Raw genomic sequence first — 16,123 nt, 5'->3', positions numbered from 1 at the left:
TATTTCAAAAAGAGGTTTGTATATGGAGAAAAATTCAATTTTAATTGTAGATGATGATCAAGATATTGTTAGATTTATGAAAGTGAATTTAATGCAAGAAGGTTTTAAAGTTTTTAGTGCTCATAACGGAGAAGAGGCTTTAGAAATAATAAATAATAATAGTATTCAACTTGCTATTTTGGATATTATGATGCCACAAATGGATGGGATAGAATTGTGTAGAAGAATTAGAGAGAAACATAGTTTGCCAATTATGTTTTTAAGTGCAAAATCATCGGATGTAGATAAAGTAATTGGATTTAGTACTGGGGCAGATGATTATATTGTGAAGCCGTTTAGTACAATTGAATTTATAGCGAGAGTGAAAGCTCAATTAAGAAGGTATACATATTTCAATCAAAATGCTGTCCAAGTAATAGAAAAGAAAATAAGTATTAGAGGTTTAGAAATAGATGAAGTGTCGAGAACAGTAATGTTATATGGAGAAACAATCAATCTTACGAAAACTGAATATGATATTTTGTACTTAATGGTGGCTGCGAAGAATCGTGTTTTTACTATTGAAGAAATATATGAAAGCGTTTGGAAAGAAAGAGCCTATGAAAGCAATAATACAGTAATGGTTCATATTGCAAGATTAAGAAATAAAATTGAAGAGGATCCAAAAGAACCGAAGTTTATTCAAAATGTTTGGGGAGTCGGATATAAAATTGAAGATTAAATCATTACAAGGCATTAGAGCTAAGTTTTTTATCGCATTCATATGTAGCATCTTATTAGCAACTGCAAGTATAATAGTGTTTCAAATTTTAATTGGATATATGTATAGTCATGTTACTGCATTAGAGGAAAAATATTCATTTTTATATTTTATAGTTTTTTTGATTTTTACTACGACATACTTTGCATGTATGACAAAAACAATGATGAAAAGATTGTCTGAAATTAATAAGAACGTGAAGGAGATAAGTAATGGTAATTTGGAAATACATATACCTATTTCAAAAAATGACGAGATTGGTGAATTAGCGGCGAATGTAAATAGAATGGCCAAAAGTTTAAAAGAGTCTATCGAGAATGAAAAGAAATCACAGGAAATGAAAAATGAAATGATTAGTAATATTTCTCATGATTTACGAACTCCTGTAACATCTCTAATCGGTTACGCGGACTTGTTAGGAAATAAGTTGCATTCAAATGGAGAAGAATGTGAACAGTATGTAAGCATATTAAAGCGAAAAAGTTATGAATTAAAAAATCAAGTAGATGATTTATTAGAATACTGTCAAATAAATTATAGAGAGCTCGAATTACATAAAAGTGTAGTAAATATGAAAGCGTTCATTGAACAAATCATGATTGATTTTGTACCACAACTAGATGATGCTGATATGAGCTTTTGTATGAAAGGTGATAAGGAGTTACATGTGGAAATGGATGTAGCGCTTATGGTGAGGCTATTTGAAAATGTAATTAGTAATAGTATTATGTACGGGAAAGACGGAAAGGAGCTTTTAATTCAAGTTTCAAAAAGAGATATGAATGTTGAAATAGAAATTAAAAATTTTGGACAATGCATTCCGAATGAGAACCTTCCTTACGTTTTTGAGAAGTTTTATCGTGGTGAAAAATCACGTAACTCTCATACGGGTGGAAAAGGGATGGGACTTGCAATTGCGAGAAGTATAGCGGAACTTCATAAAGGAGATATTACTGTGCGTAGTAACGATATGGAAACTGTTTTCACTATCGTTTTACCGCAGTATAAAGAAATGTAAGAAAGTCGTAAGTATTTCTTTTATATGTCGTAATTTTCACTTCGTATCATGTAGAACAAAGATATGAGAGTAGGGATACAACATGTGGAAGAAATATGTATTAGTAATTTTAGTTGCTTTTTTAATTACAAGTTGGAGTGTAGTTTATTTAGCTAATGGTATTATATCAGTCGTTTTTTGGTGGAGTATACAAGCGTTTAGCCTAGTATCAATCCTTATTTTGATAGGGTCAGTATTACTATTTGTGTGGAAAGGCATTTTCAGAAAGCGGTTAGATAGAACGCTACTCTTCATAGTTCTTTTCTCTATAATTGGGGCTTGGCCTTTAGGTTGGTTTGCTAACATAGGCGGACTTGCTTATCCAGCAAATGTACAGTCTATGAATCCTAAAATAGTCGTTCGTTTTCCTTTAAATGAAAGAGCACTAGTAGGCTGGGGTGGTGATCGGTTAGAAACGAACTATCACGTTACAAAACCGAATGAACGATGGGCATATGATATTCTCATTCCACCTGCTGAAGTAAAAAGTAATAAGTTAGTGGATTATGGAATATTCGGAGCGAAAGTAATGGCACCAGCTTCTGGGACGGTTGTTTCAATTAATAATAATGACCAAGATTTAGTTCCTGGATCGGAAAATTTTCAGTCGATGGCGGGGAATCACATATATTTACGAGTAGATGAAACAGGCACATTTTTGATTCTTGCCCATTTAAAGAAAGGGTCAATTAAAGTGAGGGAAGGACAACATGTAAATGAAGGAGAGTTTCTTGCTCAAGTAGGTAACTCAGGAAGTTCAAGTGAGCCACATTTACATATTCATCATCAAAGGCAGGATCCATCAAAGGTAAGTATGTTTTTAGCAGAAGGATTGCCACTGTACTTTCAAACTGAAAAAGGTGCGATGATGCCGGAAAGAGGGACATATATAAGAGGTAATTAGAAGAGAATTACTTCATTAAAAAAGGTATTCCAGTTTATTGGAATACCTTTTCTCATTACCCTACAAATGTTTGATACAGTAAGAAAATATTTAAAATGATAACAAGTGCAGCAATGATCCAAGCGATAAAGGTTGTTATGCGGTGATTAACGAGTGCACCCATAATCTTTTTATTACTTGTAAACATAATAAGTGGTACTAATGCAAAGGCAATACCGAATGATAAGACAACTTGGCTCATGACTAGAGCGTAAGTTGGATTTACACCTAAAGCGATAATAACTAATGGTGGAATCATTGTAATAAAGCGGCGTAAGTATAACGGAATATGCATTCGAATGAAACCTTGCATAATAATGTCACCTGACATTGTACCGACAGAAGAGCTTGATAAACCTGCTGATAAAAGTCCAATCCCAAATAACGCAGCTGATACAGGACCGACTAAGTTGCTAAACTGAGTGTATGCCACATCTAAATCTTCAACTTGCATACCGTTTTTAAAGAATAGTGCAGCTGCTACAATTAACATACTCGCATTAATTGCGCCAGCGATAACCATTGCAATAATAATATCGATAAATTCGAAACGGAAAATCTTTTTCTTTTGTTCGTCAGTTGTTCCGACCACGCGGCGTTGTGTCAATGCAGAATGTAAATATATTGCATGTGGCATAACTGTCGCGCCTAATATCCCTGCTCCAAGTAATATACTGTCTACACCTTGGAATTTTGGAATAAATAGTCCTGAAAGAAGGGGACTTAATTCTGGTTTTGCATAAAAAACTTGAATCCCGAAAGCGATTACTACAATGAAAATCATTCCAGTAATAATAGCTTCTAGTGGACGAAATCCTCTACGTTGAAACTCGAGAATAATAAATGATCCGACTGCAGTAATTAAAGCGGCAGGTAGCATCGGAATCCCAAATAGTAAGTAAAGCCCCAATGCAGCTCCAATAAATTCCGCTAAATCTGTAGCCATAATAACTAGTTCACCTTGTATCCATAAACCGATAGACACAGGTTTTGGAAAGTGTTCACGAGCTATTTCGGGTAAATTGTTTCCTGTAGCAATTCCTAATTTAGCCGATAAAGTTTGGATTAATACAGCCATTAAGTTAGAAGCGAATATAACCCATAATAGTAAATATCCATATTGTGAACCAGCTGCGATATTTGTAGCAAAGTTGCCAGGATCAATATAAGCAACGGACGCGATAAAAGCGGGTCCTAAAAATGGTAACAGTCTTTTCCAGCCTTTTGTTTCTCCACTTAAAGCTAAGTGAGCTGATTGTACAGTTGTACTTTCAGAAGGGAGATGTTCATCTTTTGTTATATCTTTATTCATAGTAGTTTTCCCCTTTAAAATGTTAACTTGATGAAATTATTGTATTTATTCTTACTCATTATTTCAATACATTTAAATATGTTATGTAATAATTTCATTTGAACACGAAAGTTTCCTTAATGCAAATTATATGCCTTTATGCAATGGATGGTGTAATAACGTAAAATAAATTGGGAGTTTATGGTGTGATGACGTGGGGAAACATAATGAATTAAAGGGCTGTTTTTGAAATTTATGTGAACATAAAGCCTATAATACAGCATATTAATTGATGGAATTGCATTTGTATGATATATAATATATTGGGATTACAACATAACCATAGTGTTTTGATGTGTAATCTTGTTTTTATTTTTGTTAACTGATAGAAAATAGTATAAAGAAAAGAAAATGGGATTCATTTTCTTATTATATATGTTTTGATATGAACGTTAACTTATACATGATTTTAAAAATTAGATAGGTGGTAGAAATACATTGGCAACTACAAAACCATACAGAGTATTACTATATTACATGTACACAACAATTGAAAACCCAGAAGAATTTGCTGCAGAGCATTTAGAATTTTGTAATTCGCTTGAATTAAAAGGAAGAATTCTTGTAGCGAAAGAAGGTATTAACGGAACTTGTTCTGGAACTGTAGAACAAACAGAGAAATACATGGAAGCAATGAACAATGATCCACGTTTTGATGGCATCGTATTTAAAATAGATGAAGAAGAAGGGCATGCATTCAAGAAAATGCACGTACGTCCTCGTCCAGAGTTAGTTACACTTCGTCTAGAAGATGACATTAACCCACATGAAATAACTGGGAAGTATTTAGAGCCAAAAGATTTTTATGAAGCAATGAAACAAGAAGATACAGTTATCATTGATGCACGAAATGATTATGAGTTTGATTTAGGACACTTCAAAGGTGCGATTAAACCTGATATCGAATCATTCCGTGAATTACCAGATTGGATTCGAGACAATAAAGAAGTACTTGAAGGTAAAAAGATTTTAACATACTGTACAGGCGGAATTCGTTGTGAGAAATTCTCTGGTTGGTTAGTTCGTGAAGGTTATGAAGATGTAAGCCAGCTTCACGGCGGAATTGTAACGTACGGAAAAGATCCAGAAGTACAAGGTGAGCTTTGGAATGGACAATGTTACGTGTTTGATGAGCGTATCGCTGTTCCAGTAAACCAAAAAGAACATGTTATCGTTGGTAAAGACCACTTTACAGGTGAACCATGTGAGCGCTATGTAAACTGTTCAAATCCAGAATGTAATAAGAAAATTTTATGTTCTGAAGAAAACGAAGCGAAATATTTACGTGCATGTTCTCATGAATGTCGTGTAAGTCCACGTAACCGCTATGTAATACAACATGAATTAACGGAAGAACAAGTAGCTGCTGCATTAGAGAAAATCGAAGCAGGAAAGTAAGCTTTAATAAAAAAGTACTCCAAATTTTATTTTGGAGTACTTTTTTTACTATGCGTTTCTTTGTTTTGTCGGTAAGTCGATATATTTTAAAAATCGCTGATGAAAATCTCATTTACTGAAGTGTACCACGTATTTGTAATTGGAAAATAACCTTCTTTACTTCTTATCATCTTTCTCTTTCACAGCAGAAAGTACAGTTTGTTTTACCCATGCTTTTCTTCGTTTATGTTGTAGACTCCATTGGTATAAACTTTGTGCACCTAAAATAAGTGAAATGACTATGCCGCTAATTGCTATTAAAAGCGCGAAAAATTCAAGTGGCGACGATATTTTGTTTGAATCGGTGTTTCTTAAAAGATCAATCATAGTAAACCCTAACATTTGACCTACTACAGAGTAGAGCGTTAAAATTAATAGTAAAAGGCTATCTTTTTTAGAAGCGACGTTTTCTTGATATCTAAACAAACTATCAAGATTTTGTTTTGCATTCGAGTATAGTACTTCAATGTTAAATAGCTTTCTTAAGCGGAAGAAAATATCTTCACTCTGTGATTGGGATACTAACTCTAAAGAAAAGTAATTCGCTGTAAATGAATTGATTGAATAAATTAATTTCTCTATTTCATTTGTATCTTGTTCAATATTTAGCTCAGCATAAGCGTTTGCCATTTTCAATAAAACAACTTTATGAAATAGATTTAATAACAAAGCGTAATAAAACTCCCCGTACATTTGACTAGCAAGTTTAGCAAATTCGTGTTCCCCTTCGTTTGTTATACATGTGAAAATATGTTCTTCCATAATAAAGTAGCGATTAGGAGCCCATCTTTGATAAGAATGTTTTGATAAATAATCTTGAATATAAGGAACATTATTTGCGCTAATATACGGCTTACCATCGTCTGTTAATCCGGAAAGACTGGAAGCTCGGTATACATCGATTACATGAAGGTCTGACTCTTTGTTTATGGATAATAACGTTTGTACATACATTCGTTGATCTTCAAAGAATGGAAATGTTTGAAAGTAAGAGCTCCGCAATCTCTTGTTCTCAAAGAAGTCTGTTAAGCCATGAAATAAATCACCGAATATAAGCTTCTCTACTTGTGAATATTGTTTTCCATTACATTCAATGCAAATAGTCTCACATGTATTATTTTTAGTTTCAAGTACACGGAAGCGGGCAGCAAATTCAATTGCTTCTGATAATGTCGTGTTTGGAGTCGTTTCTACTTCTGTCCGAATTGTTAAGAAGCCAAGCTCATAAGGACAAAGTGTTACGTCAATAGAATGAATCTTGAATGGAACAGAAATAAGATTTGTTGTTAAATGTCCAGTCAAGTTAAGGTCTTTAGAATAGCGCTGTAATCCTTTTTGATGCTCTGAGTGAGGAAATAGAATTTTATTTGTAAATGAAAGATAGTATGCTTCCATATTTTGATGTGAAACTTGAAACTTTCCGTAGTATGTATTCTCATTTTCAAGATGATTGAGTCGAAAAGGGCGAAAATCATTTTTCTGTAAGAAGGGGAACATATTTTGTTCATATCCAGTTTTAAAAGAAAACGGGAATATAAATTGAAATATAGCTGTTGTTACATCTTTTTCCTCGATTGTTTGTATTGCCTCCATTTACATTGTTTCCTTTCCATATATGCTATAAAAACAACATGCCCAAATTTATTTGAAAATAACCACTGTTTTATACTCGGTTAAGAATGAACATTCAGCTTATTTAGTAGGGGATATGTATAATGTTATGTATACTAAAAGTTATAAACTTGTATTTTGAATAGGGGGGTGTTGTATGCGGATTTTAGTATTAGGAGCTGGTGGAGTCGGAGGTTTTTTTGGTGGCAGATTAGTCGAAAAGGGAGAAGATGTTACGTTTCTTGTTCGTAGTAAACGGAAAGAACAATTGGAGGAAAGGGGACTTGTAATCCGAAGTGTTAATGGGGATTTTTCTTTCCAACCGAAATTAATAACGAAAGAAGATCGAACTTCTCCATTTGATGTCATTTTGTTTTCAACAAAAGCGTACCATCTAAACGAGGCAATTCAAGATTTGAAGCCGTTTGTAGGTAAAAATACTGTAATCATTCCATTGTTAAACGGTATCGCTCATTTATCACTATTACAAAAAGAATTCGGTGAAGAAAAAGTGATTGGCGGTTTATGCTTTATCGAAACGACGTTAAACGATCAAGGAGAAATAGTGCAAACTAGTGCTGCCAACAGGCTTGTATTTGGCGAAATTAAGCTTCACGATTCAGAGAGAATACAGCATATTGCTAAAGCATTTGCAGGTACGAAATCTAGTTTTGTTTTAAGTGAAAATATTACGCAAGATATGTGGCATAAATATTTATTTATTACTGTAATGTCAGGTGTGACAACATTAATGCGTGCACCAATAGGACCGATTCGTGAAAGCGAAGGCGGTCGAGATTTTATCCGAAATTTATTTGAAGAATCTGTACAAATCATGAGGGCATTAGGAGCTCCTGTAAAGGGAAATATTGCCCAGGAACATATGAAAACGATTAATAAAATTTCGTATGATATGAAGTCATCGATGCAGCGTGATATGGAAAAAGGTTCGCTCATTGAAGGTAATCACTTACAAGGATATTTATTGGATTTAGCAGAGCAATTTTCTATAGAAGCACCATTGTTAGGTGCTGTATATCAAAATTTAAAGGTGTATGAAGAGGTGTCCTTTAACAGATCCGTTATAGAATAGGATGTATGAAAAAATAAAAAAGATAGCAATATATAAGTGTATTGCTATCTTTTTTATTTTTGTATGACAAATTATTTATTTCTTTTAGTTCTATCTGTCAAATTTATTTCCTGTTCACGTTTACTGTATAACTGATTAATTTCACTTGCTAATGCATCTAAATATGAATCGGAAAAAATAGGTTTCTTTTCTTTAGACATACGGGTCTCCTTTGTGGATTTTTTAGTATTCATTATGCATGTTTTTCGGTGGATTATGCGCGATCATTTTAAATTTTTCCTTTTTAAAAATTTTTGTTTACATTTTGAAAATAAAGGGGTATTATAATCCACAGTTTCAATTTTCTAAATCGCTGAAACCGCACGGTACGGGGGACCCGTTCTAATGAATTAGTGCATAATTCAATGGGGTGAATCCTTGAAAAAGGTAGGGCTACTCATAGGCCCGAATCCGACAGCTAACCTCGTAAGCGTTATATTGAGAAGGAAGGTGGAGCTTGTGCGACAAAAAAATTAATGTCTACAAGTCTATTTCTTGATGGCTTGTAGACATTTTTTGTTTTCTGAAGAAATAGTCTATTAGCTGTAACAAGCAGAAAAGTTCGTACAAAATTATTGGAGAGTGGACAGCAGTGGTTTCATCTATCAAAAAATTTTTAATTGGAAGGCCGTTAAAATCAACTGAGCTTGGAGAACAAAAGCTCAATAAAACGAAGGCGTTAGCCATTCTATCTTCTGACGCTTTATCATCGGTTGCTTACGGTCCAGAGCAAATTTTAATTGCTTTAACAGGTCTTGGAGCAATAGCGTATTGGTATTCTATTCCGATAGCTGTTGGAGTATTAGTGTTATTGACAGCTCTTATTTTATCTTATCGACAAATTATTTTTGCTTATCCGCATGGCGGGGGCGCGTATGTTGTATCAAAAGAAAATTTAGGGATGAATCCGGGATTAATAGCTGGAGGGTCTTTATTAGTCGATTATATTTTAACGGTAGCGGTAAGTGTGTCCGCAGGTACAGATGCAATTACATCTGCTTTTCCGAGCTTACATGCACACAACGTAATTATTGCAGTTATATTTGTTATATTGATTACGATATTAAATTTAAGAGGGGTAACAGAATCAGCTTCCGTTTTAGCATATCCTGTTTATTTGTTTGTTTTAGCACTATTTATATTAATTGGTGTAGGGATATACAATATTTTAACAGGTCACGTATCACCGAATTTACACACACCGATTGGAACACCAGTTGCAGGAATTAGTTTGTTCTTACTGTTACGAGCATTTGCCTCAGGAAGCTCTGCTTTAACAGGTGTTGAGGCGATATCTAACGCAATCCCAAACTTTAAGGATCCTGCACCTAACAATGCAGCGAAAACATTGCTTGCAATGGGGGCATTACTTGCAGTTTTATTTTCAGGAATTGTCTTTTTAGCGTATTATTATGGAATTAATCCAAGTAAGGAAGTAACAGTTGTTTCACAAATTGCTGAACAAACTTTTGGGCGCAATTTCATGTACTATTTCATACAAGGCACAACTGCTTTAATACTAATTCTTGCTGCTAATACAGGTTATTCTGCATTTCCGCTATTAGCAGTTAACCTTGCAAAAGATAAGTTTATACCGAGAATGTTTACAATTAGAGGAGACCGCCTAGGTTACTCAAACGGTATTATTATACTTGGAATCGCATCGATTATTTTAATTGTAGCTTTTCAAGGGCAAACAGAGCATTTAATTCCGTTATATGCAGTAGGTGTATTTATTCCATTTACACTTTCTCAAACAGGGATGGTATTAAAATGGCTTCGTGAAAAGCCCGAAGGATGGATTTTGAAGTTAACGATTAATTCAATTGGTGCAGTTATTAGTTTTATCGTAATGAGCATGTTCTTTTTAACTAAATTTGCACAAGTTTGGTCGATTCTTATTTTCTTACCTGTTATTATCTTCGTGTTTCATCGAATTAAGAAGCATTATGATGCAGTGGGTGATCAATTAAGTTTAAAAACTTGTGAACGGCTTGTTCCGATTGAAGGAAATGTAATTGTCGTTCCTGTAGCTGGTATGACTCATGTCGTAGAAAATTCATTGAACTATGCTAAGTCTCTTTCTACAGATCAAGTTATCGCTGTATATGTTGCTTTTGACAGAGAAGAGGAAAAGAAATTTGAAGAGAAGTGGAAGAAGTGGCAACCTGATGTACGGCTTGTTACATTATATTCCCATTATAGAAGTATTATTCAGCCACTAACAAAGTTTATTGATACAGTACAATATAAAGCGAGTGAATCAAATTACCGAGTTACGGTCGTTATACCACAATTCATTCCGAAAAAAGGTTGGCATAATATTCTTCATAATCAATCTAGTTTACTCATACGTGCGTATTTACTTTATAAAAGAAATGTTGTTATTACAACAGTGCCATATCATTTGAAAAAGTAAGAAGATTTTTAAGGATAGCTTCAAGAAATTGAAGCTATCCTTTTTGTGTATATGGTATGCATAATTGCATATGAGTTTAAAAATTATATTAATATAATTTTACTGATTGTTAGTAAGTAGAGTTTTCTGTTGTGTTATATAGATATTTTAATCGGTAAAGTGAATTGGATTATATTTTGAAATAAGGACATAAAAGCTTGAAAATAAAGGGAATGAAAATACTTCTTTACGTTATATAAATAGCTGTGTTTAAATGACCTTACAGTACAAAACTTAAATGAAAACAAAATGCAATTTCATATTTACGTATGTTATTTAGTTTAAAATGAATAATATTTTTATGTAATATATTCACTATGTGAATGTGGGAATTTCGATGGAATAGAAAATTTATACAGTGTTATTCATACTAAACACATATGAAAAATAATAAAGTGTTTTCTGGCGATAAGTAAGTACCGTAGCAATACAAGAGAGGTGGTTCATACATGGATCGCGGTGAGAACGTTCTCTATTTTGACCATCTCAAATTATGTGCAAGAAAATAGAATAATAAAATGCGATAGTAATAGTTGCTCATACATAGGAGGAGTTAAAGTGAAAAAGACTTTCATTACAGGGTTATTGGTTACAGCAGTATCTACGAGTTGTTTTATTCCTGTAAGCGCTTACGCTGAGGAGGGGCAAACAGAAGTGAAAGCAGTATATGCACAAAATGTAATTGCTCCAAATACATTATCCAATTCAATTAGAATGTTAGGATCACAGTCACCGCTTATACAAGCATACGGATTAGTTATTTTACAACAGCCAGACATTAAGGTGAATGCGATGAGTAGTTTGACGAATCATCAAAAGTTTGCAAAGGCAAATGTAAGAGAGTGGATTGATGAATATAATCCGAAGCTAATCGACTTAAATCAAGAGATGATGAGATATAGTACTAGATTTAATAATTATTATAGTAAGCTCTATGAACTAGCAGGAAACGTAAATGAAGATGAACAGGCAAAAGCAGATTTTACAAGTGCATATGGAAAATTACAATTGCAAGTACAAAGCATCCAAGAGAGTATGGAACAAGATTTATTAGAGTTAAATCGATTTAAAACGGTATTAGACAAAGATAGTAGCAACTTATCAATTAAAGCTGATGAAGCAATAAAAACACTACAAGGATCAAGTGGAGATATTGTGAAATTGAGAGAAGATATTAAAAGAATTCAAGGGGAAATTCAAGCTGAATTAACGACTATTTTGAATAGACCTCAAGAAATTATTAAAGGTTCTATTAATATCGGTAAACAAGTATTTACAATTACAAATCAAACTGCACAAACGAAAACAATTGATTTTGTTTCTATCGGTACTTTAAGTAATGAAATTGTAAATGCTGCAGATAGTCAAACGAGAGAAGCAGCTCTTCGCATTCAGCAAAAGCAAAAAGAGCTACTACCACTTATTCAAAAGTTATCACAAACTGAAGCAGAGGCGACACAAATTACATTCGTTGAAGATCAAGTAAGTAGCTTTACAGAACTAATTGATCGTCAAATCTCAACGTTAGAAACGTTATTAACGGATTGGAAAGTTCTAAACAATAATATGATCCAAATTCAAAAGAATGTTGAAGAAGGTACGTATACAGATAGTAGTTTACTTCAAAAACATTTCAATCAAATTAAAAAAGTAAGTGATGAAATGAATAAACAAACAAATCAATTTGAAGATTACGTTACAAACGTTGAAGTACATTAAACAGAAAAATAATTAGCGATATAGGGAGAGAAGAAAAATGACAAAAAAACCTTATAAAGTAATGGCTCTATCAGCACTTATGGCAGTATTTGCAGCAGGAAATATTATGCCGGCCCATACGTATGCAGCTGAAAGTACAGTGAAACAAGCTCCAGTTCATGCGGTAGCAAAAGCTTATAATGACTATGAAGAATACTCATTAGGACCAGAAGGCCTAAAAGATGCAATGGAAAGAACAGGTTCAAACGCTTTAGTAATGGATCTGTACGCTTTAACAATCATTAAACAAGGTAATGTTAACTTTGGAAATGTATCAACTGTTGATGCTGCTTTAAAAGGAAAAGTGATTCAGCACCAAGATACAGCTAGAGGAAATGCGAAGCAATGGTTAGATGTATTAAAGCCACAGCTTATTTCAACGAATCAAAATATCATTAACTACAATACGAAATTCCAAAACTATTATGATACTTTAGTTGCTGCGGTAGATGCAAAAGATAAAGCGACGCTTACGAAAGGTTTAACTAGGTTATCAAGTAGTATTAATGAAAATAAAGCGCAAGTAGATCAGTTAGTAGAAGACTTGAAGAAATTCCGAAATAAAATGACTTCGGATACGCAAAACTTCAAGGGTGATGCAAATCAAATTACATCTATTTTAGCTAGTCAAGATGCAGGAATCCCGCTTCTGCAAAATCAAATCACAACGTATAATGAAGCAATTAGTAAATATAATGCAATTATTATCGGTTCATCTGTTGCGACAGCTCTAGGGCCAATTGCAATTATCGGTGGTGCAGTTGTAATTGCTACGGGAGCAGGAACGCCGCTAGGAGTCGCATTAATTGCAGGAGGCACAGCGGCTGTAGGCGGTGGTACAGCTGGTATCGTATTAGCGAAGAAAGAACTTGATAATGCACAGGCAGAAATTCAAAAAATAACAGGACAAGTTACAACTGCTCAATTAGAGGTAGCGGGATTAACGAACATTAAAACACAAACTGAGTATTTAACAAATACTATTGATACTGCTATTACAGCGTTGCAAAACATTTCAAATCAATGGTATACAATGGGGTCAAAATACAATTCTTTACTTCAAAATGTAGATTCAATTAGTCCAAATGACCTTGTTTTCATTAAAGAAGATTTAAACATTGCGAAAGATAGCTGGAAAAACATTAAAGATTATGCAGAAAAAATTTATGCTGAAGATATTAAAGTAGTAGATACGAAAAAAGCATAATCGAATCCGAATCGTTAGAGTGTTAATTATTGATGAATGAGTTGAAGCTCCTGTTCAGTTGTGAGCAGGAGCTTTTGATACTTTTATAAAGAGAATAGGTGAAAAATATGCAGAAACGATTTTATAAAAAATGTCTTTTAACATTAATGATTGCTGGGGTGGCAACGAGTAATGCATTTCCTTTACATCCTTTTGCAGCAGAACAAAACGTAAAGGTGCTACAAGAAAATGCGAAAAACTATTCTCTCGGACCAGCTGGATTCCAAGATGTTATGGCACAAACGACATCGAGCATATTCGCAATGGATTCATATGCAAAATTAATTCAAAATCAACAAGAGACGGATTTAAGTAAAATAAGTTCGATTAATAGTGAGTTTAAAGAGAATATGATTCAGCATCAAAGAGATGCAAAAATTAATGCGGCATATTGGTTAAATAATATGAAGCCTCAAATTATGAAAACGGATCAAAATATTATTAATTACAATAATACTTTTCAATTGTATTATAATAGCATGCTAATAGCGATTGATCAAAAGGATAGCGTAAAGTTAAAAGCGGATTTAGAAAAGTTGTATGCGGATATTGTAAAGAATCAAAAAGAGGTAGATGTATTATTAGGGGATTTGAAAGCTTTTCGCGATAGAATGGCGAAAGACACAAATAGTTTTAAAGAGGATACAAATCAATTAACAGCGATTTTAGCAAGTACGAATGCGGGCATTCCGGCTCTAGAGCAACAAATCAATACATATAACGATTCAATCAAAAAGAGTAATGATATGGTCATTGCTGGTGGTGTACTTTGCGTAGCATTAATAACATGTCTTGCTGGCGGACCGATGATTGCCGTTGCGAAAAAAGATATCGCAAATGCAGAACGCGAAATAGCCAATTTAAAAGATAGAATTTATGGAGCACAAGCAGAAGTCGCAATTTTGACAGATGTAAAAAATAAAACAACAAACATGACTGAAACAATCGATGCAGCAATTACAGCACTGCAAAATATATCAAATCAGTGGTATACAGTAGGGGCAAAATACAATAATTTACTACAAAACGTGAAAGGAATCAGTCCTGAAGAATTTACGTTTATAAAAGAAGATTTACATACAGCAAAAGATAGCTGGAAAGACGTAAAAGATTATACAGAAAAATTGCATGAAGGCGTGACGAAGTAAACAGTGGACTAGTTTCGCTGTTTATTTTTTATCTCGTTTTTGTGAGAGTTGAACTTGTAAATTTATATATAAGTTTTTCATGTGGCTTTTGGATGATGTTTAGTCAAATTGATACTAATAACCTAGATAAACTTCTAATCAAGCTTTTTATATTTAATGTTTTAATGAAAAAAGCTATACTGTAAGCAAAACTAAAAATTGGAAAGGAAATACTAGAACATGGAAAATTATTTATTATTTATTCTTACAGCAATGCTAATCATAATAATGCCTGGTCCTGGTTTTGCACTAGTTACAAAAAATACTATCTCGTATGGCAAAAATGGTGGAATAAAGACTGTTTTAGGAACGATATCTGGAATGATGATTCATACAATAATGGCTACGCTAGGACTCTCTGCCATCCTGATGAAATTTTCTATGTTATTTACATTTATAAAATATGCCGGGGCTTTTTATTTAATTTACTTAGCTGTAAAGTCAATTAAAAGTGCCTTTTCTAAAAAAGAGGACATGTCAGGTGCAATTGAAATGAACTCTAAGGATACTGGAACGATTAAAAGTTTTAGACAAGGATTTACAACGGCAATCTTAAATCCAAAAACGGCTGTATTTTTCCTTAGTTTTTTACCTCAATTTATTGTGAGTAATCAAAGTCATTTCTTCCAATTTCTTTTGTTAGGGCTCACATTTACAACTTTGACCGCAATATGGTATTTGCTTTATATCTCGCTAATACGCCAATTAAGAACTTTTTTAAGAAAAGAACGAGTGAACCGTACGATAGAGGGTATTACGGGTACAGTATTATTAGTATTTGGAGTTAGGTTATTTTTCCAAAAATAAATATGTACATGAAAAGAGAAATAATCAATAGTGGTTATTTCTCTTATTTATTCTAAAACTACCATTTTATAATTGACTTCACACCTACATACTAATTTTATACACATATCTAATTTGAGCTTTAAAAATGAGTTCCTCAATAATCCGACCTGTTTGCTTAATAAGAAAAAATTCTACATTATGGGAGCCGAGTCGTCCGTAAACGCCCAATTTTTGAGGGATGATAATCAGTAGGGGATGGACAAAATCCCCATTGATTAAATTTTCATTGTATATACTACGTGGAGTAGAAGTTTAGGTAGATAAAATTCGGTAGTCGAAATTTCTTGCATAAAGCTGTATAATGCTTGTAACGGAAGGGAAATACAGGAAAGGA

Annotated in this window: 13 protein-coding genes and 1 riboswitch; of the genes, 10 read left to right on the top strand and 3 right to left on the bottom strand. The window is 33.4% G+C overall.

Translation table 11 applies throughout. The features are described from left to right. The first annotated feature begins 22 nt into the window (after positions 1-22). The 3 genes from CO726_RS18330 (at position 23) to CO726_RS18320 (ending at position 2,721) form a co-directional block, all read left to right on the top strand. Positions 23-721: a response regulator transcription factor gene (locus CO726_RS18330; RefSeq protein ID WP_099685196.1), complete on the top strand. Its 699-nt coding sequence runs from the start codon at positions 23-25 to the stop codon at positions 719-721. Next, on the top strand, positions 711-1,778 hold the full coding sequence (locus CO726_RS18325; RefSeq protein WP_136699730.1) for a HAMP domain-containing sensor histidine kinase: 1,068 nt from the start codon (positions 711-713) through the stop codon (positions 1,776-1,778). Before CO726_RS18330 ends, CO726_RS18325 begins: the two co-directional genes overlap by 11 nt. Positions 1,779-1,860: 82 nt before the next feature. Beyond that, positions 1,861-2,721, top strand: a complete 861-nt coding sequence (locus CO726_RS18320; RefSeq protein ID WP_099685194.1) for a M23 family metallopeptidase — start codon at positions 1,861-1,863, stop codon at positions 2,719-2,721. 55 nt (positions 2,722-2,776) lie between these two features. On the opposite strand, the gene CO726_RS18315 is transcribed toward CO726_RS18320, so the two are convergent. Beyond that, the gene (locus CO726_RS18315) at positions 2,777-4,072 is read right to left on the bottom strand and encodes an Nramp family divalent metal transporter (protein WP_099685193.1); all 1,296 of its coding nucleotides are present in this window, start codon (positions 4,070-4,072) and stop codon (positions 2,777-2,779) included. A gap of 477 nt (positions 4,073-4,549) precedes the next feature. Here CO726_RS18315 and trhO point away from each other — a divergent pair, with 477 nt between their 5' ends. Next, positions 4,550-5,509, top strand: coding sequence for an oxygen-dependent tRNA uridine(34) hydroxylase TrhO (trhO, locus tag CO726_RS18310; RefSeq protein ID WP_099685192.1), 960 nt, complete (start codon positions 4,550-4,552; stop codon positions 5,507-5,509). 156 nt (positions 5,510-5,665) lie between these two features. Here trhO and CO726_RS18305 read toward each other — a convergent pair whose 3' ends face one another. Beyond that, on the bottom strand, positions 5,666-7,141 hold the full coding sequence (locus CO726_RS18305) for a hypothetical protein (protein ID WP_099685191.1): 1,476 nt from the start codon (positions 7,139-7,141) through the stop codon (positions 5,666-5,668). Between the two features lie 175 nt (positions 7,142-7,316). Between CO726_RS18305 and panE the strand changes: the two genes are divergently transcribed. Further along, positions 7,317-8,252, top strand: coding sequence for a 2-dehydropantoate 2-reductase (gene panE, locus CO726_RS18300; protein WP_099685190.1), 936 nt, complete (start codon positions 7,317-7,319; stop codon positions 8,250-8,252). 71 nt (positions 8,253-8,323) lie between these two features. Here the strand turns inward: panE and CO726_RS32835 are convergent, their stop codons facing one another. Next, entirely contained in the window at positions 8,324-8,452 is a 129-nt protein-coding gene (locus CO726_RS32835; protein ID WP_281259844.1) for a hypothetical protein, read from the bottom strand. A 140-nt stretch (positions 8,453-8,592) separates the two neighbouring features. Then, positions 8,593-8,739: riboswitch (cyclic di-AMP (ydaO/yuaA leader) on the top strand. A 144-nt stretch (positions 8,740-8,883) separates the two neighbouring features. Between CO726_RS32835 and CO726_RS18295 the strand changes: the two genes are divergently transcribed. The 5 genes from CO726_RS18295 (at position 8,884) to CO726_RS18275 (ending at position 15,747) form a co-directional block, all read left to right on the top strand. Next, a complete protein-coding gene (locus tag CO726_RS18295; RefSeq protein WP_099685189.1) occupies positions 8,884-10,710 on the top strand; it encodes an APC family permease in 1,827 nt (608 codons plus the stop codon). Positions 10,711-11,307: 597 nt separating this feature from the next. After that, positions 11,308-12,468 carry a non-hemolytic enterotoxin NHE subunit A gene (nheA, locus tag CO726_RS18290; RefSeq protein ID WP_099685188.1) on the top strand — a complete coding sequence of 387 codons (1,161 nt, stop codon included), beginning with the start codon at positions 11,308-11,310 and terminating at the stop codon, positions 12,466-12,468. 37 nt (positions 12,469-12,505) lie between these two features. Then, positions 12,506-13,714: a non-hemolytic enterotoxin NHE subunit B gene (gene nheB / locus CO726_RS18285; protein WP_000162978.1), complete on the top strand. Its 1,209-nt coding sequence runs from the start codon at positions 12,506-12,508 to the stop codon at positions 13,712-13,714. A gap of 107 nt (positions 13,715-13,821) precedes the next feature. Next, a complete protein-coding gene (gene nheC, locus CO726_RS18280) occupies positions 13,822-14,901 on the top strand; it encodes a non-hemolytic enterotoxin NHE subunit C (RefSeq protein WP_099685187.1) in 1,080 nt (359 codons plus the stop codon). 219 nt (positions 14,902-15,120) lie between these two features. Beyond that, complete coding sequence (locus CO726_RS18275) at positions 15,121-15,747, top strand: LysE family translocator (RefSeq protein ID WP_098762034.1); 627 nt, start codon at positions 15,121-15,123, stop codon at positions 15,745-15,747. Positions 15,748-16,123: the final 376 nt, after the last annotated feature.

Source organism: Bacillus fungorum, assembly GCF_002746455.1.
Taxonomy (GTDB): domain Bacteria; phylum Bacillota; class Bacilli; order Bacillales; family Bacillaceae_G; genus Bacillus_A; species Bacillus_A fungorum.
The sequence above is the reverse complement of the archived record's forward strand: the minus strand, read 5'-3'. Positions and strand labels throughout refer to the sequence as shown.